Annotated in this window: 20 protein-coding genes; 6 read left to right on the top strand and 14 right to left on the bottom strand. The window is 69.4% G+C overall.

Translation table 11 applies throughout. From position 1 onward, the window contains the following. Positions 1–213: 213 nt before the first annotated feature. From hflX to dusB, 9 genes are all read right to left on the bottom strand, one after another. Positions 214–1521 (bottom strand): GTPase HflX, encoded by a 1308-nt coding sequence (gene hflX / locus KF941_RS22715; protein WP_072462782.1) that lies wholly within the window; start codon positions 1519–1521, stop codon positions 214–216. Beyond that, complete coding sequence (gene hfq / locus KF941_RS22710; protein WP_010394165.1) at positions 1522–1755, bottom strand: RNA chaperone Hfq; 234 nt, start codon at positions 1753–1755, stop codon at positions 1522–1524. 76 nt (positions 1756–1831) lie between these two features. After that, the gene (locus KF941_RS22705; protein ID WP_214274582.1) at positions 1832–3451 is read right to left on the bottom strand and encodes a potassium transporter TrkG; all 1620 of its coding nucleotides are present in this window, start codon (positions 3449–3451) and stop codon (positions 1832–1834) included. Positions 3452–3459: 8 nt separating this feature from the next. Beyond that, entirely contained in the window at positions 3460–4836 is a 1377-nt protein-coding gene (gene trkA, locus KF941_RS22700) for a Trk system potassium transporter TrkA (protein ID WP_214274581.1), read from the bottom strand. Between the two features lie 342 nt (positions 4837–5178). After that, complete coding sequence (locus tag KF941_RS22695; RefSeq protein ID WP_036754721.1) at positions 5179–6567, bottom strand: sigma-54 dependent transcriptional regulator; 1389 nt, start codon at positions 6565–6567, stop codon at positions 5179–5181. After that, entirely contained in the window at positions 6564–8822 is a 2259-nt protein-coding gene (locus KF941_RS22690; protein WP_114535482.1) for a PAS domain-containing sensor histidine kinase, read from the bottom strand. Before KF941_RS22690 ends, KF941_RS22695 begins: the two co-directional genes overlap by 4 nt. Before the next feature lie 85 nt (positions 8823–8907). After that, positions 8908–10356, bottom strand: coding sequence for a sigma-54 dependent transcriptional regulator (locus KF941_RS22685; RefSeq protein ID WP_214274580.1), 1449 nt, complete (start codon positions 10354–10356; stop codon positions 8908–8910). A gap of 9 nt (positions 10357–10365) precedes the next feature. Further along, entirely contained in the window at positions 10366–11523 is a 1158-nt protein-coding gene (locus KF941_RS22680) for an ATP-binding protein (RefSeq protein ID WP_036754731.1), read from the bottom strand. Next, the gene (gene dusB / locus KF941_RS22675) at positions 11520–12563 is read right to left on the bottom strand and encodes a tRNA dihydrouridine synthase DusB (protein ID WP_072462838.1); all 1044 of its coding nucleotides are present in this window, start codon (positions 12561–12563) and stop codon (positions 11520–11522) included. The genes KF941_RS22680 and dusB overlap by 4 nt, the downstream gene beginning before the upstream one ends. A 227-nt stretch (positions 12564–12790) precedes the next feature. Between dusB and KF941_RS22670 the strand changes: the two genes are divergently transcribed. The 4 genes from KF941_RS22670 (at position 12791) to KF941_RS22655 (ending at position 18146) form a co-directional block, all read left to right on the top strand. Further along, positions 12791–14173 carry an L-serine ammonia-lyase gene (locus tag KF941_RS22670; protein WP_072462779.1) on the top strand — a complete coding sequence of 461 codons (1383 nt, stop codon included), beginning with the start codon at positions 12791–12793 and terminating at the stop codon, positions 14171–14173. A gap of 127 nt (positions 14174–14300) precedes the next feature. Next, positions 14301–15182, top strand: coding sequence for a hypothetical protein (locus tag KF941_RS22665; RefSeq protein WP_214274579.1), 882 nt, complete (start codon positions 14301–14303; stop codon positions 15180–15182). An 88-nt stretch (positions 15183–15270) separates the two neighbouring features. Continuing rightward, the gene (locus tag KF941_RS22660) at positions 15271–17484 is read left to right on the top strand and encodes a YjbH domain-containing protein (RefSeq protein ID WP_214274578.1); all 2214 of its coding nucleotides are present in this window, start codon (positions 15271–15273) and stop codon (positions 17482–17484) included. Further along, the gene (locus KF941_RS22655; protein WP_072462776.1) at positions 17481–18146 is read left to right on the top strand and encodes a YjbF family lipoprotein; all 666 of its coding nucleotides are present in this window, start codon (positions 17481–17483) and stop codon (positions 18144–18146) included. The genes KF941_RS22660 and KF941_RS22655 overlap by 4 nt, the downstream gene beginning before the upstream one ends. Positions 18147–18295: 149 nt before the next feature. Here the strand turns inward: KF941_RS22655 and KF941_RS22650 are convergent, their stop codons facing one another. The 4 genes from KF941_RS22650 to KF941_RS22635 all read right to left on the bottom strand — a co-directional run bounded on the left by KF941_RS22650 (position 18296) and on the right by KF941_RS22635 (position 20758). Beyond that, positions 18296–18505, bottom strand: coding sequence for a hypothetical protein (locus KF941_RS22650; protein ID WP_036754751.1), 210 nt, complete (start codon positions 18503–18505; stop codon positions 18296–18298). Between the two features lie 208 nt (positions 18506–18713). After that, positions 18714–19496 carry an iron chelate uptake ABC transporter family permease subunit gene (locus tag KF941_RS22645; RefSeq protein WP_072462775.1) on the bottom strand — a complete coding sequence of 261 codons (783 nt, stop codon included), beginning with the start codon at positions 19494–19496 and terminating at the stop codon, positions 18714–18716. A 6-nt stretch (positions 19497–19502) separates the two neighbouring features. Beyond that, a complete protein-coding gene (locus tag KF941_RS22640) occupies positions 19503–20267 on the bottom strand; it encodes a metal ABC transporter ATP-binding protein (RefSeq protein ID WP_036754757.1) in 765 nt (254 codons plus the stop codon). Continuing rightward, positions 20264–20758 (bottom strand): Fur family transcriptional regulator, encoded by a 495-nt coding sequence (locus KF941_RS22635; protein WP_116220772.1) that lies wholly within the window; start codon positions 20756–20758, stop codon positions 20264–20266. The genes KF941_RS22640 and KF941_RS22635 overlap by 4 nt, the downstream gene beginning before the upstream one ends. A gap of 80 nt (positions 20759–20838) precedes the next feature. Between KF941_RS22635 and KF941_RS22630 the strand changes: the two genes are divergently transcribed. Continuing rightward, positions 20839–21789, top strand: a complete 951-nt coding sequence (locus KF941_RS22630) for a zinc ABC transporter substrate-binding protein (RefSeq protein WP_214274577.1) — start codon at positions 20839–20841, stop codon at positions 21787–21789. Between the two features lie 168 nt (positions 21790–21957). Beyond that, the gene (locus KF941_RS22625; protein ID WP_010394206.1) at positions 21958–22134 is read left to right on the top strand and encodes a hemin uptake protein HemP; all 177 of its coding nucleotides are present in this window, start codon (positions 21958–21960) and stop codon (positions 22132–22134) included. A 147-nt stretch (positions 22135–22281) separates the two neighbouring features. Here KF941_RS22625 and KF941_RS22620 read toward each other — a convergent pair whose 3' ends face one another. Further along, positions 22282–23892, bottom strand: a complete 1611-nt coding sequence (locus KF941_RS22620) for a pseudouridine synthase (protein WP_214274576.1) — start codon at positions 23890–23892, stop codon at positions 22282–22284. Between the last annotated feature and the right edge of the window lie 92 nt (positions 23893–23984).

Raw genomic sequence — 23984 nt, 5'->3', positions numbered from 1 at the left:
AGGGTTAACGTAAAAAAGCCCGCCGGCTCGCGCAGTTGCGCCACCATCGCGGGCTTCGACAAGAGGCCGCTTTGCGGACCGCGGCAATGGGATCACGGAAATCGGGACGCAGATGAAAGACCCGATGGCGCAAAGGCTCGCCGGGGCGGGTGTGCCGCCGCCGCGCGGGCTTCGGCAAGCCAAGGCCCCATGCTCGCCGCGGCCGAGAGGCTGTCAAAGCCCCTCGAAGGCCGCCCTTTGCCGATCCGTCCAGCGCAGCCGCAGCCGCACGCCCTCTTCGGCCACCTCCTCGGCGACGATCACGCCCTGCTCATGCAGCCAGGCCCGGCGCCGGCCGTCCGAATGCGGCAACACCAGTTCGGCCTCGCGGCGCGGCTCGTCCAGGGCCTCGGCCAGCCGCGCCTCGATGGCGGCCAGCAAATCGTCCAGCCCCTCGCCCGAGAGGGCCGAGATCGCCTGCACGCCCTGGGTCCGCGCATCGGTGCGCCGCAGGGCGGCGCGGGTCTCGGGCGACAGCGCGTCGATCTTGTTCCAGACCTCGATCAGCGGCACGTCCTCCTCGACGCCCAGCGAATCGAGGATCTCGCCCACGTCGCCGGCCTGCTCCTCGGTCTCGGGATGGCTGATGTCGCGCACATGCAGGATCAGGTCGGCGGCCAGCACCTCTTCCAGCGTGGCGCGGAAGGCGGCCACCAGCTCATGCGGCAGGTCGCTGATGAAGCCCACCGTATCCGACAGGATCACCCGCCGGCCGCCGGGCAGCACCATCTGCCGCATGGTCGGGTCCAGCGTGGCGAAAAGCTGGTCCTGGGCCAGGACCTCGGCCCCGGTCAAGCGGTTGAACAGCGTGGATTTTCCCGCGTTCGTGTAGCCGACCAACGCCACGATGGGATAGGGCACCTTGGCGCGGGCCTTGCGGTGCAGCTCGCGGGTCTTGACCACGCGCTCGAGCTGCCGGCGCAGGCGCACCACCTGCTCGTCGATGGCGCGGCGGTCGGCCTCGATCTGCGTCTCGCCGGGGCCGCCTACGAAGCCCAGTCCGCCGCGCTGGCGTTCCAGGTGGGTCCAGGCCCGGACCAGCCGGGTGCGCTGATAGGCCAGCGCCGCCAGTTCCACCTGCAACACGCCCTCGCGCGTCTGCGCCCGGTCGGCGAAGATCTCGAGGATCAGCCCGGTGCGGTCCAGGATCTTGACGCCCCATTCCTTTTCCAGGTTGCGCTGCTGGACCGGCGTCACCGGCCCGTCGATCAGCACCAGCTCGGCCCCCTCGCCCTCGGCGGCGGCCTTCAGGTGCTGGCCGATCTCTTCGCGCTTGCCCTTGGAGAACAGCATGCCCGGATCGGGGCTGCGCAGCCGCGTCACCTCGGCCCCGGCCACCTCGATGGCGGGCAGCGCATGGGCCAGGGCCACGGCTTCCTCAAGCGCCAGTTCGGGCGAGCGGCGGGTGCGCGAATTGCCCAGATCGGGATGGATCACATAGGCGCGTGTCGGGCGCTCGCGGGTTTCCGTCGGTTCGCCCAATCAGTCCTCGCCCTCATAGAGGCTGATCGGCTGCCCCGGCATGATGGTCGAGATGGCGTGCTTGTAGACCAGTTGCGACTGCCCGTCGCGGCGCAGAAGCACGCAGAAATTGTCGAACCAGGTAATGACGCCCTGCAGTTTCACACCATTGATAAGAAAAATCGTCACCGGAACCTTGCCCTTGCGGACATGGTTCAGAAAAGCGTCCTGGAGGTTCTGTTTGTCGCCGGCCATTCGATGCACCTTGTTCTTATCGCTGGTTTTCAAGACTTAGGCGAGCGGGCGGCGGCTTGCAAGCATGTGATCCCGCCTAGCGCCGCCAATATTCGGGCGAAACCAGCGCCAGGATCGCCAGCGTCTCGACCCGGCCGACGACCATGGCGCCGGCCAGCACCGCCTTGGTCAGCGCCGGCAGCCCGGCCCAGCCCGCCCATGGCGCCCCCGCCATGCCGGCCGAGCCCTGGAAGGTCGGGGTCAGCGGAATCGCCCCGGCCAGCGGGCCGGTATTGGTCAGCGCCGCGATGGACAGGATGGTGGCCGAATCGAACTCGATCCGCTGCAGCGAGATCAGCATCACCGTCACCGCGATGGAACTGGCGAACAGCATGAAGAAGATGAAGGCCAGATAGGCCCCCTCGCGCCGCAGCCGCCGCGCCATCAGCCCGCCGCCGCCGACCGAGGCGGGATGCACGATCCGCTCCAGCTCGCGCTCGGAATGGCGGGCCAGCGCATAGACCCGGAGCAGCTTGACGCCGCCCGCGGTGGTGGCGACGCCGCCGCCCATCATCGCCAGCCCGGCCAGCATCAGGCCGGGGGAACTCAGCCCCGACCAGTTGCGCGCGCCCTGCCATTCGACCGAGTTCCAGCCGGTCGTGGTCAGATAGCTCAGCCCGTTGAAGATCCCGCCCCAGGCGGCCGAGGCGGCGCTGTCGAGCGTGTCCAGAACCCCCTTGGCCCCGGTCGGGGAAACGCCGATGGCCCCGGCGAAATGCCGCGCGAACAGCAGGGCCGAAACCAGCAGCACCACGCCCGCGGCCATGCGCAGCTCGGGATCCTCGATCCAGCTCTCGCTGGCCTTCAGCTCGCCCCCGCCGGGCCAGAAGCGGCGCGACAGCGCGGGGATCAGGAACAGGAAGATCACCACCTCGCCGGCCATGCCGCTGCCCTGCCCGGCGGGGCCGGCGACGGGGCTGATGCCGCTGGTCGACAGCGTGCCCATGGCGCGGGTCAGCGCCACCAGCCCGGTCTCGCCCAGCATCAGAAGCAGCGTCCACATCAGCAGCGTCAGCCCGGCATAGACCGGCAACACCACCCTGCCCGCCCGCATCACCCGATGCACCGGGTCGGCCAGTTCGGTCTGGAAGGCGGGATGCGACCGCTGGCCCAGGATCGAGGGCTCGGCCGAACGCGGCAGCCGCTCGAACCTTTCGCTGCGGCCATAGGGCGAGGACATGATCTCGAAGCCCCCCACCCGCAGCGGCGCCAGCAGCGCAATGGCCGCGACCAGCATGAACAGCCCGCCCAGCCAGCCGACGATGGCGCGCCACAGGTGCAGCGGCGCCGGCAGCAGGTCGGCCGAGTAGAGCGAGGCGCCGGTGGTGGTCAGGCAGGAGATCATCTCCCACCAGGCATTGAAGAAGCCGGTGTCGGGCAGGGCCATGGCAAAGGGCACGGCCAGCATGGCGGGCAGCAGGACCATGGTGCCCAGCATGGTCAGAAGCACGCTACGCGCCCGCGGCCCTTCGGGCCGGTCGGCGGTGGCCAAGCCCACGATCGCGGCCAGGATCACGAAGATCCCCGCCGCACCCAGGAAGATCGAGCCGGTCTTGTGCTCGTCCAGCGCATGGGCGTAGAGCCCCGGCAGCACCATGGCCAGTGCGCCGACCCCCCCCAGGATCACGATCAGCGGCAGGCGCAGCAGCAGTCTCATCCCGGCACTCAGAAGAAGTCGATCGAGACCTGAAGCAGGCGCTCGACCTCGGGGATGTCGGAGACGAGGGCAAAGATCACCACGATGTCGCCCTCCTCGATGCGCAGGTCGCCCGTGGGCTTGACCACGCGGTCGCCCTTGCGCACCGCGCCCATCAGCGCGCCTTCGGGAAAGTCGATGTCGCGCACGGCCCGCCCGGCGATGGGCGAGGTCGACAGCACCTGCGCCTCGATCACCTCGGCCTCGGCATCGCCGATGGAATAGATGTCGCGCACCCGCCCGTGGCGGATATGGCGCAGGATGGTCGAGACGGTGCTGGCACGCGGGTTGATGAAGGCGTCGATGTCCAGGGGCTCCATCAGCGACATCAGCGTGGGGTCGTTGACCAGAGAGATCGCGAGCTTCGCCCCTGCCTGCTTGGCGCGCACCGCGGCCAGGATGTTGGTCTTGTCGTCGTCGGTGATGGCCAGGACCGCATCGGCGCGCGGCACGGCGGCCTCCTCCAGCAATTCGGCCGACAGCCCGTCGCCGTTCAGCACGATGGTGCGGTTCAGCGCATCGGCGGCATCCTCGGCACGGGCGCGGCTGCGCTCGATCAGCTTGACGCGGATGCGCTCGGGGCGCGCCTCGAGCGATTGGGCGACGGCAAGGCCCACGTTGCCCGCGCCGATGATGACCACGCTTTCCTGCTTGGCCATGGGCTTGCCGAAGATCTCCAGCGTGCGCGGCACGTCCTCGGCCAGGGTGAAGACATAGACCTGGTCGCCCTCGAAAAGCTGGTCGCCCGGCTCGGGCGCGAACAGCTTGCCGCCGCGCCGCACCCCCGCCACGATGGCGCTGAGGCTGATGAACATGTCGTTGAGCTGGCGCAGGGGCGTGTTCAGCACCGGGCTGTCGGGCTCGAGCGAGATCCCCAGCAGATGCAGCCGCCCCTCGAGGAAGGTCTCGGCATCGAAGGTCGAGGGCGCCGAAAGCCGCTGCATCGCCGCGCGCGCCACCTCGCGCTCGGGGCTGATGACGACGTCGATGGGCAGGTGGTCGGTGCGGTAGAGATCGGAATAGATCGCATCCAGATAGGCCGAGCTGCGCAGCCGCGCGATCTTGCGCGGCACCTGGAAGACGGAATGGGCGACCTGGCAGGTGACCATGTTGACCTCGTCCGAATGGGTTGCGGCGATGATCAGGTCTGCGTCCCGCGCCCCCGCCCGGTCCAGCACGTCGGGATGGCTGGCAAAGCCGGTCACGCCCTGCACGTCCAGCGCATCGGTGGCGCGCCGGATCAGCTCGGCACTGGTGTCGATGATGGTGACATCGTTGCGCTCGCCCGCAAGATGGCGTGCGATGTGCCAGCCGACCTGCCCCGCCCCGCAGATGATGATCTTCATTCCGGCCCCGGTTCATGCCCTTCGTGAGGCGCGATCCTAGCGCGCGGCGCGGGCGACGGATACAGGGAAAGCGTCAGGACCACCCGTGCGCCTTTGATGCGTGCTGGACGGTCGCATGGGTATTTGCAGAACGAAGAAGTCGTTAAGGGTTTTTCAATCTTTTGCGCCTAGCCTGGTTGCGCGGTACAGGCTGGGGAGCCGATGACCGCGAACGGAGAAGTCGCCCCGGTCATTTGGCCAAAACCTGTCCCGCCTGAACCGTGGGGGTGGCCGGGGCGCAGTTTCCGGCCTTCTCTGTTCCATAAATACCCATGCGACCGCGCCACCGGCATGGCACCGCCATCATTTCCCCATCAGCTCCTCCTCGACGCGCATGCCGCCGACGACGCCGAGCGACTTGAGCTTGCGATGCAGCGCCGAGCGCTCCATGCCGACGAATTGCGCCGTGCGGCTGATATTGCCGCCGAAGCGGTTGATCTGCGCCAGCAGGTATTCCCGCTCGAAGAGTTCGCGCGCCTCGCGCAGCGCCAGGCTGGTGATCTGCGGGCCGAGCGCCAGGGCCTCGCTGGTGCTGGTGCTGCCGTTCTGGCCTTCCAGTTCCGAGGGCTGGATCGGCCCGGTGCCGTCGCCCAGGATCAGCACCCGCTCGATCACGTTGCGCAACTGGCGAATATTGCCCGGCCAGTTCATCGCCTGCAGCGCGGCGCAGGTCTCCTCGGGCAGCGCGCGCGCCGGCAGGCCCTGGGCCGCATGGAACTGCTCGATGAAATGCGTGGCCAGCAGCGGGATGTCGTCGCGCCGCTCGGCCAGCGAGGGCACCGCCACCGGCACCACGTTCAGCCGGTCGTAAAGCTCCTGACGGAAGCGGCCGGCGGCGATCTCGGCCGAAAGGTCGCGGTTGGTCGAGGAGATCACCCGCAGGTCCACCCGCACCTTGTCGGTGCCGCCGGCGCGCTGGAACTGCTGCTCGGTCAGCACGCGCAGGATCTTGGGCTGGGTGCCCAGCGGCATGTCCGCCACCTCGTCGAAATAGATCACGCCGCCATGCGCCTGTTCCAGCAGGCCCGCCTCGATGCCGCGCTCGGGGGTTTCGCGGCCGAAGAGCACCTCTTCCATGTGCTCGGGCTCGATGGTGGCGCAGGGCACGGTGACGAAGGGCTCGCGGGCGCGCGGGCTTTGGGCGTGGACATAGCGCGCGGCGATTTCCTTGCCCGCCCCCGGCTCGCCGGTCAGCATGACCCGGCCGTTCGATTTCGCCACCTTGTCGAGCTGTTCGCGCAGCCTGCGGAAGGGCGCCGAATTGCCCAGCATCTCGGCCGCCCGCGCCTCGCCGCGCTTCAGCGTCGAGTTCTCGCGGCGCAGGCGCGCCGTCTCCATGGCGCGGCGGATCACCACCAGCAGCTGGTCGATGTTGAAGGGCTTCTCGATGAAGTCGTAGGCGCCCTGCTTGATCGCCGCCACCGCGATCTCGATATTGCCATGGCCCGAGATGATGACCACCGGCACCTCGGGATTGTTGCGCTTGACCTGCTTGAGGATGTCGATCCCGTCCATCTTGCTGTCCTTGAGCCAGATGTCGAGGATCATCAGCGCCGGTTCGGCCGCGTTCAGCTCGGCCACCGCCTGGTCGGAATTGGCGGCGAGGCGGGTCGAGAAGCCCTCGTCGCGCAGGATGTCGGAAATCAGTTCCCGGATGTCCCGCTCGTCGTCGACAATCAGAATATCGCTCATTTCATTGCTTCCTGCTCGTTTTTCTGGCGGCGCGCGGAAAGCCGCACCGGCTGGCGTTCGCGCGGCAGGCGGATTTCGGCCATGGCGCCGCGTCCTTCAGGAGTGTCGGTCAGCATCAGGCTGCCGCCGTGTTCCTCGACGATCTTCTTGACGATCGGCAGGCCGAGGCCGGTGCCGCCGGGCTTCATCGTCACATAGGGCTCGAACAGCCGGGTGCGGTCCTGCGGCAGGCCGGGCCCGTTGTCGGCGATGCGGATCGTCACCGCATCGGGGGCCGAGCGCAGCGAGACGCGGACCTGCGGCACCCAGCCCTGGGGCGGGTTCGCGCGCAGCTCGTCCAGCGCCTCGCCCGCGTTCTTCAGCAGGTTGGTGAAGACCTGCCGCATCATGCCGGCATCGGCATCGACGATCACCGGCTCGTCTGGGATGTCCGAGACCAGCGCGCCTTGCAGCGCGTCGCGCTGCATCAGCTCGGCATCGCGCAAGAGCTTGGCGATGTCGGTTTCCTTGCGGTCGGGTTCGGGCATGCGGGCGAAGCGGCTGAATTCGTCCACGATCCGGCGCAGGTCGTTGGTCTGGCGGATGATGACCTCGGTATATTGCTCCAGCGCCTCGCGTTCCTCGCCGGCGATGGGGCCGAACTTGCGCTTGAGCCGCTCGGCCGAAAGCTGGATCGGGGTCAGCGGGTTCTTGATCTCATGCGCGACGCGGCGCGCCACGTCGCCCCAGGCCGCCATGCGCTGCGCCGAGACCAGGTCGGTCACGTCGTCCAGCGCCACCACGTAGCCTTCCAGGCCGCCGGCCGCGCCGCGCCGGATCGCCATGCGCACCAGCAGGCTTTCCACCCGGCCCTCGCGGGTCAGGCGGATCTCGTCCTGCACCGATTCGTTGACCGATTGCGCCAGCCGCTCGAACAGCGGCGCGAATTCCGGCACCGCCTCGGAGAGCAGCCGGTCATGCGCCGTCGCCGGGTCGAGGCCCAGCAGCCGGGTGGCCGAGCGGTTCAGGAAGTCGATCTCGCCCGCCGCATCGAGGCCGATCACCCCGGCCGTGACCGAGGACAGCACCGAATCGAACAGCCGGCGCTGGTCGTCGGCGGCGCGGTAGCTTTCGACCAGTTCCTGGCGCTGCTGCTTCAACTGCCGGGTCATGCGGTTGAAGCTTTCGCCCAGGGTCTGGATCTCGTCGCCGGTATCGGGGGCGGGGATCTGGAAGTCCAGGTTGCCCTCGCCCACCTGCTCGGAGGCCTCGGCCAGTCGGCCGATGGGCCGCGACAGCCGGTCGGCGAACCACAGGCCCAGCCACATCGCCGCCGCCACGAGAAGCAGCGCAAAGCCCAGGTAGAGCAGCGAGAACTCGAACAGCACCCGGCCGCGTTCCTGTTCCAGCCGCTGGTATTCGCCCACCGTCTGCCGGGTGTCGTCCAGCAGGCCCAGCAGGCTGCCGTCCACGTCGCGGGTGACGTAGAGATAGCGGTCGGCCAGCGGCACCAGCGGCACCAGGGCGCGGAATTCGTTGTTCTGCCAATCCTCGATCAGTACCAGGCCCCGCATCGCCGCCTCGTCGAACTGGGCGGGCGAGGGTTCCTCGTACCAGAACTGATAGCTGCGCTCGCCCCGCGCGCGGATGGTGCCGCGGCCATCGACGATATAGGCCTCGCGCAGCCCGCGCTGGATCTGGCTTTGATAGTCCGACAGCAGCAGCCGCAGGTCGCCGTCGTCCAGCATCGGGTTCTGCCGCGCGGCCTGGGTCAGCGCCCCGGCCAGCAGCTTGGCGTCGTTGGTCAGGTCGCGGCGATGCTCGTCTTGATAGGCCTCGGCGGCCGAGAGCGAGGTCGAGACCACCTGCTGCACCCGGTTCGAGAACCAGCCCTCGAGCCCGATGTTCACCGTCAGCCCGGCAAACAGCGCCACCAGCACCGTCGGCACCAGCGCGATGGTGGCAAAGACCCCGACCAGCCGCATGTGCAGCCGCGAGCCCGCCGCCGACTTGCGCCGCGCCGCGACGATCCGCGCCATGCGCGCCACGACCAGGCCGGTCAGCACGATCAGGTAGAGCAGGTCCGCCAGCAGCACCAGCCGCAGCACAGACCCGCCCGAGGTGGCGCCGGCGAAAGGCCCCATCACGGCAAAGGTCAGGCCCGCCAGCGCCGGCCCCAGCAGGGCAAGTCCAAGCGTCGCGGTATTGCGATAAAGCCGCAGGCGCCGCAGCCTTGCGACGCGCTCCCATGTGTCCCTGGACAGCGTTCCCGCCACCTTTGCCCGTCCTCACGGTTTCGCCGCTGTGCCGCAGCCTTTCTGTGGCCGTTAAGCGACTCTCGCAAGGCCATCTGTGGCTGTTTTACATCAGTTTGCGGCGCCGTGTCACCTCGATATTCAGGTCGGTCAGTTTCTTGCGCAGGGTATTGCGATTGATGCCCAGAAGATCGGCACAACGCAGCTGATTGCCGCCGGTCGCGTCCAGCGCGATCTCGAGCAGCGGCTTTTCGATCTCGCGCAGGATGCGGTCGTAAAGGCCGGGCGGCGGCAGGTCGTCGCCGTGCAGGTCGAAATAGCGTTGCAGATGCATCTCGACCGATTGCGCCAGGCGCATGTTCGCAGGCTCGCCCAGCGACGGGACAGGTGCTGCGGCGGGACCGGCCGGGGCCGCGGCGGGGCCGGCGGCCGGGGCGGGCGGCACGATGGGGCTGGATTCCGCCAGGGCGGTGCGGGCCTCGGCCTCGGTGATCTCGGCGGCGGCGGCGGTCAGCGCCAGCCGGCGCATCAGGTTTTCCAGCTCGCGCACGTTGCCGGGAAAGGGATAGGCGCGGATCAGCGCCGCCGCGCCCTCGGACAGCGTGCGCTGCGGCAGGCCCTGCGCGGCGGCCCGCGCCAGCAGGTGGCGCGCCAGCGGCGGGATGTCGTCCAGCCGGGCGCGCAGCGGCGGCACGGTGATCGTCACTCCCGCCAGCCGGTAATACAGGTCCGCCCGCAGCCGCCCGGAGCCCACGTCCGCCTGCGGATCGGGCCCGGTGGTGGAAATCAGGCGCGGCATCAGGTTGCGGCCGGGACCGACCTCCCATGCCTCGATCATGCCGATCAGCCGGGCCTGGGCGGCGGCGTCGAAGCCGGCCGGATCCTCGATCAGCAGCGTGCCGCCCTGGGCGCGGTCGGCGGTGCCGTGAATGGTCTCTTCGGAAAGGTCGGCCGAGGTCAGCACGACGAATCCCGCCTCGCGCCGGTCCGACAGGTCGTGGAACGAGCGCGCGACCACGGTCTTGCCCACCCCCGCCTCGCCCGCGATCATCACCGGCAGGTCGGCGTTCAGCACCCGCGCGACCATGCGGAACAGGTTCTGCATCGAGGGCGCATGGCCGATCAGCGGCAGGGCCGGATCGGCGCCGGTCTCGGGCGCCGCCGGGGCCGGGGCCGGGTCGGACTTGCGCAGCCGCCGCGACAGCGCCTGGCCCGCCCGCGCCATCAGGTCCGGCAGGTCGAAGGGCTTGGGCAGGTAGTCGAAGGCGGCGGCCTCGGTGGCGCGGATGGCGGTGACGATGGTGTTCTGGGCCGAGATCACGATCACCGGCAGGTCGGGCCGCGCCTTGCGGATCGCCGGGATCATGTCGATGCCGTTGCCGTCGGGCATCATCACGTCGGTGATGACCAGGTCGCCCCGCCCCTCCTCGACCCAGCGCAGGAGTTGCGCCAGCGAGCCGGTGGCATGGACCCGGCAGCCCGCGCGGGTCAGGGCCTGGGTCAGGACCGTGCGGATGGTGCGGTCGTCGTCAGCGATCAGAACGGTGCCGTCCATGGGAAAACCTCAGGCTTTGGGCAGGGAGATGCGGAAAACGGTGCGACCGGGGCGCGAATCGAGCGCGATCCAGGCGCCATGGTCGGTGATGATCTTGGAAACCAGCGCCAGCCCCAGGCCGGTGCCGTTCTCGCGCCCCGAGACGAAGGGCTCGAAGACTTCGGCGATCAGCGATTCGGGGATGCCGGGGCCGTCGTCCTCGATCTCGATCTGCAGGGGCAGGCTGCGGCCCTGCGGCTCGGCCTCGGTCGGCGCCAGGCGCAGGGTGCCGTCGTAGAAGCTGCGAATGCGGATGGTGCCGCCCCGCCGCGCCCGCCCGATCGCCTCGGCCGCGTTCTTGACCAGGTTCAGGCAGACCTGCACCAGCTGGTCGGGATCGGCCAGCGCCGGCGGCAGCGAGGGGTCGTAATCGGGCACGATGCGCAGCCCCTTGCCGAAACCCACCGCGGCCGAGCGGCGCACCCGCTCCAGCACGTCATGGACGTTCACGGCCGAAAGCCGCGGCGCCGAGGTGTCGCCGAAGCGTTCCACCTGGTCCAGCAACTCGACGATGCGGCGCGATTCCGCGACGATCAGGTCGGCCAGGTCGCGGTCCTCGGCCTTGAGGTTCATGCCGATCAGCTGCGCCGCGCCGCGGATGCCGGCCAGCGGGTTCTTGATCTCATGCGCCAGCATCTCGGCCATGCCGATGGCCGAGCGCGCGGCCGAGCGCGCCGCCTGCCCCTGCCCCAGCCGCCCGGCCCCGTCGAGCGGCGAGATCAGGATCACCGTGCCCCCCGCCGGGCTGGGCGCAGGCCCGGCATGGATGGTGCCGATGCGGTCGGAATGCCCGCCGGAGCGGTCGCCGATCTCGAAACGCACGCCGGCGCGGTTCAGCGCGTCATGGCCCTCGCGCATCCGTTCCAGGATCGAGCCCAGCGTGGGCACGATGCGCAGCCGCTTGAGCATCTCGGCCCCCTCCAGCGCCTGCCCCAGCGAAGAGCGGCAGGAGATATTCAGAAAGGCCTCGGCCAGGTCGTTCATCGCCGCGATGCGGCCCTGCGCGTCCAGGATGATCGCCGGCAGCGGAAGCGCCGACCAGTTCGGCCCCACCTCTGCCGGGACAAAGCCGCCGCCGGCCTCCATCTCGGGATCGGGCAGCATGTCGGACGCGGCACGGCTGGTCATGAAGGCGCCTCGGTGACCGGGGGGTTCTGTTCGGGGACATCGGCAGCGGGCGCATCGCCGAAGCCGGCGCGGATCGCGGACAGCGCCGCCTCGGGCGTGGGCGCGCGCAGCAGTTCGGCGCGGTTCGGGGCACCGTTCGCCTCGGCATACCAGCCCAGGTGCTTGCGGGCGACGCGCAGGCCCAGTTCGCGGCCGTAAAGCGACAGGATGTCGTCGTAATGCTCGGCCACCGCCTCGGCCAGCCGGGCGCCCTGCGGCACCTCGGGCCGGGGCGTACCCCAAAGCGCATGCGCGATCTGCGCCAGCCGCCAGGGCGCGCCCTGCGCGCCGCGCCCGACCATGACCGCATCGGCGCCCGACTGCCGCAGCGCCGCGCGGGCCGAGGCCACGTCCACCACGTCGCCGTTGGCGACCAGCGGCGGACGGCCGGGCAGGTTCGCGACCTGGCGGATGGCGGCCCAATCGGCGCTGCCGGTATAGAACTGCGCCCGCGTGCGGCCATGCACGGTCAGCATCCGCACCCCCGCCCCGGCCGCGCGGCGCGCCAGTTCCGGCGCGTTCAGGCAATCCGCGTCCCAGCCCAGCCGCATCTTCAGCGTCACCGGCAGGTCGGGCACGGCGGCGACCACCGCGTCGATCAGCCCCAGCGCATGGTCGAGGTCGCGCATCAAGGCCGCGCCCGACAGCCCCCCCGTCACCTTCTTGGCCGGGCAGCCCATGTTGATGTCGACGATGCGCGCGCCCATGCCGGCAACGATCCGCGCCGTCTCGGCCATGGCGCCCGCCTCGCGCCCGGCGATCTGGACGCTGACCGGCAATGCGCCCTCGGTCAGCGCCTTGGCGCGCACGGCGGCGCGGGTGGACGGCCGCGGCGTCACCATCTCGGTCGAGGCGACCATCTCGCTGACCATCAGCCCCGCCCCGCCATGGCGCGCGACGGCGCGGCGAAAGGCCAGGTCGGTGATCCCGGCCATGGGCGCCAGGAAGACCGGCGGGCCAAGCCGCGTGGTGCCAAGGGTGATGGGTTCGGGCAGTGTCATGGGAAAACTCGTATGCCAGTCGGCGGGAATGCGAAAGAAAACGGCTTGTGCCTGATCGGCAGGCTTTTGCGCCATGCCCGAATTTGCCGCTTTTTCATGCTTGATGCCTAAATAGTCGGCAGGCCCGGTTTCGTCAAATGTCGCGGAGCTTCAAGTCGCCTGTCGCAACCGCGCTGGCTTGGACGGGCCGCGGCGGCTAGGCTTTCCACGCCAGCTAGGAGTGCGCGATGTTTCTTTCCGTCTTCGACATCTTCAAGATCGGAGTCGGCCCTTCCTCGTCCCATACGATGGGGCCGATGGTGGCCGGAGGCCGCTTTCTGGACGCGCTGCGCCAGCAGCCGTTCCGCGCGCATGGGTTGCGCGCCAGCCTGCACGGCAGCCTGGCCTTTACCGGCAAGGGCCATGCGACCGACCGCGCCACCATCCTGGGCCTGGCCGGTTTCCTGCCCGAAACCATGGATGCCGAGGCGGCCGAGGCGGCGCTGGCCCGCAACCGCGAGACGAAGATCCTGTCGCCCGAGGGCCTGGGCGAGCTGGCCTTCGATCCGGCGCGCGACCTGATCTTCGACTACGACCGCGCCCTGCCCGGCCATGCCAACGGCATGGTGCTGATGGCGACCGACCAGCAGGGCGACGTGATCTTCCGCGAGGTCTATTATTCCATCGGCGGCGGCTTCGTGATGACCGAGGGCGAGCTGGAGGCGCGCGGCGACGACACCCGCACGGATGCCTCTCCCAGGGTGCCCTTTCCCTTCGCCTCGGCCGCCGAGATGCTGGAGATGGCCGAAAGATCGGGCAAGTCCATCGCCCAGATGAAGCGCGAGAACGAGCGGGTGTATCGCAGCGACGCCGAGATTTCCGCCGGCATCCGCCGCATCTGGCAGGTGATGCGCGACTGCATGGACCGCGGGCTGGCGACGGGCGGCATCCTGCCGGGCGGCTTGTCGATCCGCCGCCGCGCGGCGGCCATCCACGAGGCGCTGAAGGCCGAATCCGGCATGAACCTGACCGCGCCGCATGTCATCAACGACTGGATGTCGATCTATGCCATGGCGGTGAACGAGGAAAACGCCGCCGGCGGCCAGGTCGTGACCGCGCCGACGAACGGCGCGGCGGGCGTGGTGCCGGCGGTGGTGCGCTATTGGCTCGACCATGTGCCCGGCGCGTCCGAGCGCCAGCTCGACGAGTTCCTGCTGACGGCGGCGGCCATCGGCGGGCTGATCAAGCACAACGCCTCGATCTCGGGCGCGGAATGCGGCTGCCAGGCCGAGGTCGGCTCGGCCTCCGCCATGGCGGCGGCGGGGATCTGCGCCGTGATGGGCGGCACGGTCACCCAGGTCGAGAACGCCGCCGAAATCGCGCTGGAGCATCACCTGGGCATGACCTGCGACCCGGTGAAGGGGCTGGTGCAGGTGCCCTGCATCGAAAGGAACGGCCTGGGCGCCATCAAGGCGGTCTCGGCGGCCAGCCTGGCCCTGCGCGGCGACGGCCAGCATTTCGTGCCGCTGGACGCCGCCATCGAGACCATGCGCCAGACCGGCCGCGACATGAGCGACAAATACAAGGAAACCTCGCTCGGCGGCCTGGCCGTCAATGTGCCCAACTGCTGAACCGCGTGCAAAGAATCGCGCAAACCGGGGGTTTGGCGCAAGCCGGGCCCTGTCGGCGCTTGCCCCAGCCCTGCCCTTCCTGTAGCCAATCAGCATAAGCAAAACCCACGGAACCGGGACAGAGCAGATGAAATTCCGTTCGGCATTCGCCGTTCTTTCGATGACTGTAGCCCTTGCCGCCTGCGGCGAACTGCCCTTCCAGTCCTCCGAACCCGAGGCCCCCGCCCATTCCGGCCCGCCCGGCGTCTCGCCGCTGGAAGCGCCGATCGAGACCGGGACCGAAGGCAAGCCCGTCGCCACCGCCGAGGCCAGCACGCTGGGCACGGCCATGTTCCGCGCCGCCGGCCCCGGCTGGACCGTGACCGCCGCCGACAAGACCGCCGTCTACGAACGGCCCGGCGCGAAATCGGTCGGCGTCACCGTGCGGCGCATGGCCTATGGCCGGGGGGTCGAGTTCATCGGCTCGATGAACGGTTCGGTCTTTGCGCTGAACATCCAGGCGGCGGAATGCGAGGCGGGCGGGCAAAAGACGCCCTTCACCGCGCGGCTGCGCGTCGGCAGCCAGCGCCTGAGCGGCTGCGCCGTGCCGACCGACACCATGCCCAAGGCGCAGGTCCGCGCCTCGTCCGCAGCCCCCAAGCCCAAGGCCCAGCCGAAACCGGCAGCGCCCGCGGCCAAGCCCGAAACCACGCCCGCGACCGCAACGCCCGAGACGGAAGCCACCACGACGGCCCCGGCAACGGCACCGGCGGAGACCACCACCGGCACGACGCCGACCACCAGCACGACGCCCGCGGCCGGCACCACGCCCGAGACGCCGGCGACCGCCCCTTCGGCGGGCAGCACGGCCGAAACCCCGGCGTCCGGCGCCGCGACCGGCGCGCCGGATGCCGAAACGCCCGCGACCGACGGTTCGGCAACCCCTCCGGCTTCCGGCGGGTCGGATACGACAAGCGGTGTCCCGGCCCCGGCCCTGATCCTGCCCGAGCCGCCCGCCCCGAGCGAATAAGCCAAGATCCGGGCGCCGTGCGGCAAGGCCCGCGCGGCGCCGGCCCACCCGCCGCCTCGCTGCGGGCCACGACCTGAGAGGAGCCGCGATGCGCGCCCATTCGATGCTTACCCGTCGCCTGCTGGCCTCGACCGTGCCAGTTGCGCTGCTTCTGGGTCTCGGCACCAGCCCGGCCCGCACCGACCCGCTGATCGGCAATGTGCTGAACAGCTACGGCCTGCCGGGCGGGGTCGAAACGCCCACGGCCGAAATGCTGCCCGACGGCACCCTGGGCGGCACCCTGTCCTATAACGAGCTGGGGCGGCGCCATAACGTCGTCTTCCAGCTGCACCCGCGCATCACCACCGCCCTGCGCTATTCGCGGGTCGAGGGGATGACCGACCACAACGAACTGGACCATATCTGGGACCGATCCTTCGACATCCGCTTCCAGGTTCTGGACGAGGCGGGCTGGCGGCCCGCCGTCGCGGTCGGGCTTCAGGACTTCATGGGCACAGGGGTCTATTCCGGCGAATACATCGTCGCCAGCAAGTCCATCACCCCGCGGCTGCGTGCCAGCCTCGGCATCGGCTGGGGCCGTCTGGCGGGCGAATATCGCCGCCCCGACGCTGGTGACCAGGGCGGCAAGCCCAATGTCGATGAATGGTTCTCGGGCAGCCCCAAGCCCTTCGGCTCGATCGCCTGGCAGGTCAACGACAAGCTGAGCCTGGTCGCCGAATATTCCAGCGACGAATACGTTCCCGAGACCCGCAGGGGGACCGAAGAGGCGCCGGGCAGCCAATTCAACCTGGGCGCCTATTACACCTTCAACCCGCAATATCAGCTTGGCCTCTATACGCTGGGCGGCGATACCTTTGGCGCACAGTTCAGCTTTGCGCTGAACCCGCGCAATGCGCCCTTCCCCTCGGGGCTGGAAAAGGCGCCGGCGCCGGTCAGGCCGCGCCCTGCGCCTGCCGCCGACCCCGAGGGCTGGTCGGGCGCCTGGTCGGCCGATCCGACCGCGCAGCCGGCGATCCAGGCCGCGCTGGCCGATGCGCTGGCCGACGAGGGGCAGATCCTCGAATCCATGGCGCTGTCGTCGAACCGGGCCGAGCTGCGCATCCGCAACACCCGCTATATCCAGCAATCCGAGGCCATCGGCCGCACCGCGCGGCTGATGACCCGCGCCCTGCCGCCTTCGGTCGAGACGCTGGTCATCACCTCGAACGCCGAGGGCATGGCGACCTCGTCCGTGGTGCTGAAGCGCTCGGATGTCGAGCGGCTGGAGAATACCGAGGCCGGCCGGATCGCCGCTGCCTCGACCCTGGTCGATGCCGAGCCGCGGCCGAGCGATCTGGTGACGACGCCTGGCCTGTTCCCGCGCTTCCGCTGGAACCTGGGGCCCTATCTGGAACTGGGGCTGTTCGACCCGCAGGATCCGCTGCGTTATGAGGTCGGCGCGCAGTTGAAGGCCAGCTACGAGATCATGCCGGGCCTGATCCTGTCGGGCACCCTGCGCCAGCGCGCCTTCGGCAGCATGGAGCAGCGCGGGCCGGGGATTCCCTGCGGCTCCGGCAACACACCCCCGCCGGGCATGGACCGCTGCGGCCGCGGCGAGCATTACACGCCCGAGGAATATGTCTCGAACCCGGCCTATGAATCCTTCAAGGGCGTGCCTCGGGTCCGCTCGGATACGCGCATGTATACCGGCAACGACAGCCCGACGATCCCCGAGCTGACCCTGGCCTGGTATGCCCAGCCGACCGAGCAGGTCTATACGCGGGTGACGGTCGGCCTGCTGGAACGCGCCTATGGCGGCGTCTCGGGCGAGGTGCTGTGGAAGCCCGCGAATTCGCCCCTGGCCTTCGGAGCCGAGATCAACCGGGTGAAGAAGCGCGATTTCGACGATGTGTTCGGCTTCCGCGACTACGAGGTCACGACCGGGCACCTGTCGGCCTATTACGAATTCGCCAACGGCTTCACGGCGCAGCTGGATGTGGGCAAATACCTGGCCGGCGACAAGGGCGCGACCATCACCCTGACGCGGGAATTCGCCAACGGCTGGCGCGTGGGCGCCTTTGCCACCAAGACCGACATGAGCGAAGATCAGTTCGGCGAGGGCTCGTTCGACAAGGGCATCACCGTCTCGCTGCCGATTTCCTGGGCCGCGGGCACGCCGACGCGGGATCGCGCAAGCAGCACGCTGCGGTCGCTGTCGCGCGACGGCGGGGCGCGCGTGAACGTGGACGGACGGCTCTACGACAAGGTCCGGGACGCGCAATCCGTCAAACTTTACCAAGGCTGGGGGAGGTTCTGGCGATGATCGCGACCCGTATCCACAAGGCCGCCCTTTCGGCGCTGCTGATCGCCGGCCTGGCCGCCTGCGGCAACGACGATACCGGCCGGGAGGCCAACCCGCTGCTGATTGCCGCCAAGACGGCCGGCGGCACCCTGGCCGGAATGCGTGGCGGCGCGGCCCAGGAGGCCCCGGCCCCGCGCACGCCCGAGCAGATGGCGGCCGAGGCGCTGCGGGTCAACCCGGCGCCGCTGATCCTGGTGGGCTTCGAATCGCTGGGCCGCACGCAGGTCATGGCGATGACCGGCCAGAACGGCGCCATGCGCACCTATATGGCGCCCTCGAAAGAGGCGCTGATCCTGCGCGACGGCATGGTGATCGGCACGCGGGGCCTGGGCAACGACCTGTCGGTCGCCGAACCGCAGACCGAGGCGCTGATCCGCGCCGGCCGCTCGGGCTCGGCCCCGCGCGTCATGCGCTATTACAGCGGCGACGGGCTGGAACGGCCGCTGAGCTTCGACTGCACCACCGGGCCGGGACCGGCGGCGGGGGTGATCCTGGAAAGCTGCGAAGGCCACGGCGCGCGCTTCCAGAACAGCTTCATGCCGCAGGGCGGGCATCTGCCGGTGTCGCGGCAATGGCTTGGCCCGAGGCTGGGCTATATCACCATCCAGACGCTGCGCCCCTGACAGGCCGCAAGTGGCGATAGGAAAACCGGCCCGCGCGGCCGGTTTTTTTATGCCAGCAGCCGAGCGGGCGACGAATGGCCGGACATGAAAAAAGGGCTGGCCAAGGGCCAGCCCCTTCAACTTTGCGGAACCGAAGTTCCGTTCGGCGATCAGCTGTCGTCGTCGTCCGAAGCGACGGCGGCGATGACGCCCAGCAGCAGCAGAGCCGGAACGACGAGGCCAGCGTTGGTCGAAGCGGGCTTCTCGTCAACGACAACCGGCTCGACTTCAACGACCGGGGCAACATAGCCACCGGCGAGAGCGGTCGAAGCCGACAGGCCCAGGGCCAGGGCGAAGGTAGCGAATTTGGTCATGATCATGCTCCGTTCAGTACTTTGACGGCTGCCGTTGCCGGCAACATCGCTGAGACAGTCGCATAATCCCAAGGACTTGGAAAGCGGTCTTGATCGGGAAATCACGCGCGCCTCGGGCGACTGTTGCATAATAGCCAACACCCGCCGCGCTCGGCGAGATGCCGCCGCCGGATCGGCGAAAACCCGCGGGTTCCCGCCTGCCGGCCGTGGCCGGTCATCTCCTGCAAACCACTAATGTGGCTGCATAAATCATCGCCGCACAGGCCACGATCGACGGGCCCGCGGGCGTGTCGAACCAAAGGCTGGCCCAAAGTCCGCCAAAGACCGAAACCGCGCCGATCAGGGTGGCGGAACCCGCCATCCGCTCGGGCGTTGCCGAGAATCCCCGCGCCGCCGCCGCCGGCACGATCAGCATGGCCGAGATCAGCAGCGCCCCCACGATCCGAATCGCGATGGCCACCACCAGGGCCAGCGCCAGGGACAGGATCAGCCGCTCGCGCGTCGGATCGATTCCCGCCGCCATGGCCAGTTCCTCGTTGACCGAGGCCGTCACCAGCCGCTGCCAGCGCCAGATGAGCAGCCCCAGGACCGCCGCCGCGCCGGCCCAGATCCAGGCCAGGTCGGTCCGCGTCACCGCCAGGATGTCGCCGAACAGGAACGCGTCCAGCCCCACCCGCAGCGAGGGCACGAAGCTGACCCCCACCAGCCCCAGCGCCAGCGCGCTATGCGCGAGCACGCCCAGCACCGTATCCATGGACTGGCCCCGCGCCGTAAGATGCGCCACGATCAGCGCCATGGCGACGGCCACGGCCAGCGTGCCCAGATAGATCGGCAACGAGAAGACGAAGCTCAGCGCCACGCCCAGGATCGCCGCATGGGCGGTCGAATCGCCGAAATAGGCCATGCGGCGCCAGACCACGAAGGAACCCAGCGCCCCCGTCGCCAGCACAAGGCCAAGCCCCGCCAGGGCGGCTCGGGTCAGGAAGTCGTCAAGCATGGGGCCTCAATGCGTATGGGCGCAGGCCGGGCCGTGGCGATGGCCCTCTGCAACATGGTCGTGGTCGTGATCGTGGTGATGCTGGTAAAGCGCCAGCGTGCCCTGCGATTCGGCGCCGAACATGGCGCGATAGGCGGGCGCGGCGCTGACCGCCTGCGGCGTGCCCTCGCAGCAGACATGGCCGTTCAGGCACACCACCCGGTCCGAGGCGCGCATGACAACCAAGAGATCGTGGCTGACCATCAGCACGGCGGCGCCGGTCTCGGCCCTGACCTCCTCGATCAGCTTGTAGAAGGCGACGATGCCGGGCTGGTCCAGGCCCTGCGTCGGCTCGTCCAGCACCAGAAGCTGCGGGTCGCCAAGCAGGGCGCGGGCCAGCAGCACGCGCTGGAACTGCCCGCCCGACAGCGCGGTGATCTGCCGCGCCTCCAGCCCCGGAACGCCGGTCCGCTCCAGCGCCGCGGCGGCCTGCGCGTCGCCCACGCGGCGCGGCAGCGACAGGAAGCGGCGCACGGTCATCGGCATGGCCCGCTCGATATGCACGCGCTGCGGCACATAGCCGATGCGCAGCCCCGGCGCCCGCTCGACCCGGCCCGAGGCCAGCGCGACATGGCCCAGAAGCGCCCGCACCAGCGTCGACTTGCCCGAGCCGTTCGGACCGACCACGGTGACGATCTCGCCGGGGCGGATCAGGAAATCGACATGGTTCAGCACCGGCAGGTCGCCGCCATGGCTGACCGACAGGTCGGTGGCGCGGATCAGCGCCGTCACAGCCCGGCCTCGGAGCAGCGCGCGCAAAGGCCCAGCAGCTCGACGGTGCTGCGCTCGACGTGAAAGCCGGTGGCCCCGGCAAGCCGGTCCAGCGCCGCCCGCAGCTCGGGCGCATCGGCCTCGGCCACCTGCTCGCAGCCGCGGCAGATCAGGAAGGCCGGCGAGTGATCGCGCTCGGTCGAAAGGCAGGCGGCATAGGCGTTCAGCCGCTGGACGCGATGGGCCAGCCCCTGCTCGACCAGGAAATCCAGCGCCCGATAGGCAACGGGGGGCTGCTTGCCGAAGCCTTCGGCCGACAGCCGCTCCAGCACCTCATAGGCGCCCATGGCGCGATGCGATTCCAGCAGGATCTCCAGCGCGCGGCGGCGCACCGGGGTCAGGCGCACACCCTCGACCCTCGCCTGTTCCTCGGCGCGGCGCAGCACGGCGGCCGCGCAATGGGCATGGTCGTGTTCGTGAAACGGATCGGGGGGGGATTCCGGGGGGGTCATGATGTTATATCGTTACATTTTTGCTTGACGAGTTACGATATAACATAAATAACCTTGGCGTTTCTGCAAGTGAGTCCGCCATGATCCGATATTCTTCCCTTCTTCTTGCCGCCGCGTTGGGCAGCACCGCCCTGCCCGCCTGGGCCGAGGTTCCGCGGGTCGTGACCGACATCCCGGTCGTCGGCGCCCTGGTGCAGCAGGTCATGGGCGAGCTGGGCCAGCCCGAGATCCTGCTGCAAGCCGGCGGCGATCCGCACGACTACCAGCTGCGCCCCAGCCAGGCGCGCAGCGTGCAGGATGCCGGCCTGCTGATCTGGGTCGGCCCGGAACTGACCCCCTGGCTCGAGCGCGCGGCCACGAGCCTTTCCCCGCAGGCCGAGATGCTGACCCTGCTGCACCTGCCCGCCACGCATCGCCGGGACTATGCCGGCGATGAGCATGAGCATGAGCATGAGGATCATGACCACGGCCATGCCGGGGAACAGGGGCATGAAGGCCACGACCACAGCGGCACCGACCCCCATGCCTGGCTGAACCCGGCGAACGGCCGGGCCTGGCTCGCCGCCATCGCCGAGACCCTGTCCCGGCGCGACCCCGGGAACGCCGCCACCTATGCCGCGAATGCCGCCAGGGCCGCCGAGGAAATCGCCGCGCTGGACGCCGAGTTGCAGGCCACGCTGTCCCCCGCCCAGGGCAAGCGCTTCGTCGTCTTCCACGACGCCTATGGCTATTTCACCGAGCATTACCGGCTGGAGCCGGCGATCGCGGTCAGCCTGGGCGATGCCTCGACGCCCTCGGCCGCGCGGCTCCAGGCGATTCGCGCCGAGATCGCCGAGAATGGCGCCATCTGCGCCTTCCCCGAGGCGAATCACGACCCGAAGCTGATCGCCGCGGTGATCGAAGGCAGCGAGATTCGCCAGGGCACCGCACTCGACCCCGAGGGCACCGGCGCCACCCCCGGCGCCGGGCTTTACGCCGAAACCCTGCGCGGCATGGCCTCGGCCCTGGCCGATTGCCTGGGCACGGACTGAAATCTGCTGGAAAATAAGGGACAAGGAACGGGCGGGCCTGGAAAGGGCCCGCCTTTTCCGTTGCAAATCGGCAGGTTATGGGAAACACAATTCCCGACTATTTTCCTTTGACATCCCTTAGGAAATTTGTCAGGTTACGATCACCGCGACAGAAACGAGGAACTGGACATGACCGCGACCCGCCCCGCCGAATTCACGCGTCCCGGCGTGACCGCCCTGCAACGACTTCCCGAATATGACGCCGAATTGCTGACTGCCGGCGGCAATCAGGCGCTGATCGTGCTGGGCGACCAGGTGTACAACCTGCGCATCACCCGCGCCGGCAAGCTGATCCTGACCAAGTAAGCCGCACCCGAGGGACCGGCCCCTGCAGGCGGGCCTTCCTTCCGCATTCCGCGATGCAGCGGGGCCGCGATCGACCCGGCGTTCCGCAACGCTGCATGATGCAAGCCGGCGCGACCAGCCGCACCGGCCATTCCCAAGACGGCGCGATCAGCCGCGCCGCGGGCCTTTTCTCTCTGGTCGCGTTCCCTTTCCGGGGGCGCGACTGGTTTTGGGGGCACCGGGTTTCGCGCCAGGTTTCGCGCCGGGCTTGCCGGTCTGGAACGCGCGGGCGGGCTTGCCCTGGCCCTTGGGCTTGAAGCCCGCCTCGCCGTGCGGCTTGAAGCTGCGCTCGCCCTCGGCGGCTTTCGCGCCGCCCTTGAAGCCGGGCTGACCGCCGCGCGGACCCTTGCCGAAGGGCTTGGCATCGCGCGCGGGCTTGCCTTCGCCCTCCGGGCGGCGGGCAAAGGGCTTGCGCTCGCCATCCTCGCGCTTGGCGAAGGGCTTGCGGCCTCCGTCCTCGCGCTTGGCAAAGGGCCGCGCCCCATCCTCGCGCCGGGCGAAAGGCTTACGCTCGCCATCCTCACGGCGCGCAAAGGGCTTACGCTCGCCATCCTCGCGTGGCTTGCGCGGGCGGGCGTCACCCTCGGCCCGCTTGGCGAAAGGCTTGCGCTCACCGTCTTCACGGCGCGCAAAGGGCTTGCGTTCACCATCCTCGCGTGGCTTGCGCGGACGGGCGTCGCCCTCGGCCAGCTTGACGAAAGGCTTGCGTTCCCCATCCTCACGACGGGCAAAGGGCTTGCGTTCACCATCCTCGCGTGGCTTGCGCGGACGGGCGTCGCCCTCGGCGCGCTTGGCGAAAGGCTTGCGCTCGCCATCCTCGCGACGGGCAAAAGGCTTGCGTTCCCCATCCTCGCGGCGGGCAAAGGGCCTGCGCTCGCCATCCTCGCGCGGCTTGCGCGGGCGGTCATCGCCCTCGGCCGCGCCGCGTTCGCGGAAGCTGCGCGGCTTTTCCTCGGCCTCGCCGGTCAAGAGCCCACCCAGCTGGTCGCGCAGCACCTTGCGCTTGACCTCGCGCACCTCGTTTTCCTCCAGCCCGGTCAGCTTGAACGGGCCATAGCCGATGCGGATCAGCCGGTTCACGATCAGCCCGACATGGGCCATGGCGCGGCGGATCTCGCGGTTGCGGCCCTCGCGGATGCCGACGGTCAGCCAGGCATTGGCGCCCTGCTGGCTGTCCAGGCTGATCTCCATCGGCGCGAATTCCTCGCCCTCGATGGTGACGCCGCGGCGCAGCGGCGCAAAGGTCAGGTCGTTCGGCTGGCCGTTCACCCGCACGCGATAGCGGCGCAGCCAGCCGGTGGTCGGCAGCTCCAGCCGGCGCTTCAGCTCGCCGTCATTGGTCAGCAGCAGCAGCCCTTCGGAATTCAGGTCCAGCCGCCCCACGGTCATCACCCGCGGCAGGTCGCGCGGCAGGGCGTCGAACACCGTCTGCCGCCCCTTTTCGTCCGAGGCCGAGGTCACCAGGCCGATGGGCTTGTAGTAAAGCCACAGCCGCGTCTCCTGCGGCTCTTCCAGCGGCTTGCCGTCGACGCGGATCCTGTCCGAGGGCATCACGTCCAGCGCCGGGCTGTCGATCTTTTGCCCGTTCACCGTCACGCGGCCTTCCAGGATCATCCGCTCGGCCTCGCGGCGAGAGGCGGCGCCGGCGCGCGCCATCACCTTGGCGATGCGCTCTGCCTTGGCGGCGGGTTTCGGGGCGGATTCGGGCGTGTCGGTCATGGCGATCTCCTGCGCATCTCTGCGGTGGCAAAGCGGTGCTTCTACGCTTAATGCCGCAGGATGGAAAGCAGTTCTTGCGCAAGCGACAGGCG

Origin of the sequence: Paracoccus sp. pheM1, from assembly GCF_018499825.1 — a bacterium.
Taxonomy (GTDB): Bacteria; Pseudomonadota; Alphaproteobacteria; order Rhodobacterales; family Rhodobacteraceae; genus Paracoccus; species Paracoccus versutus.
Note: the sequence above shows the minus strand (reverse complement) of the source record. Positions and strands in the feature narration are given on the sequence as shown.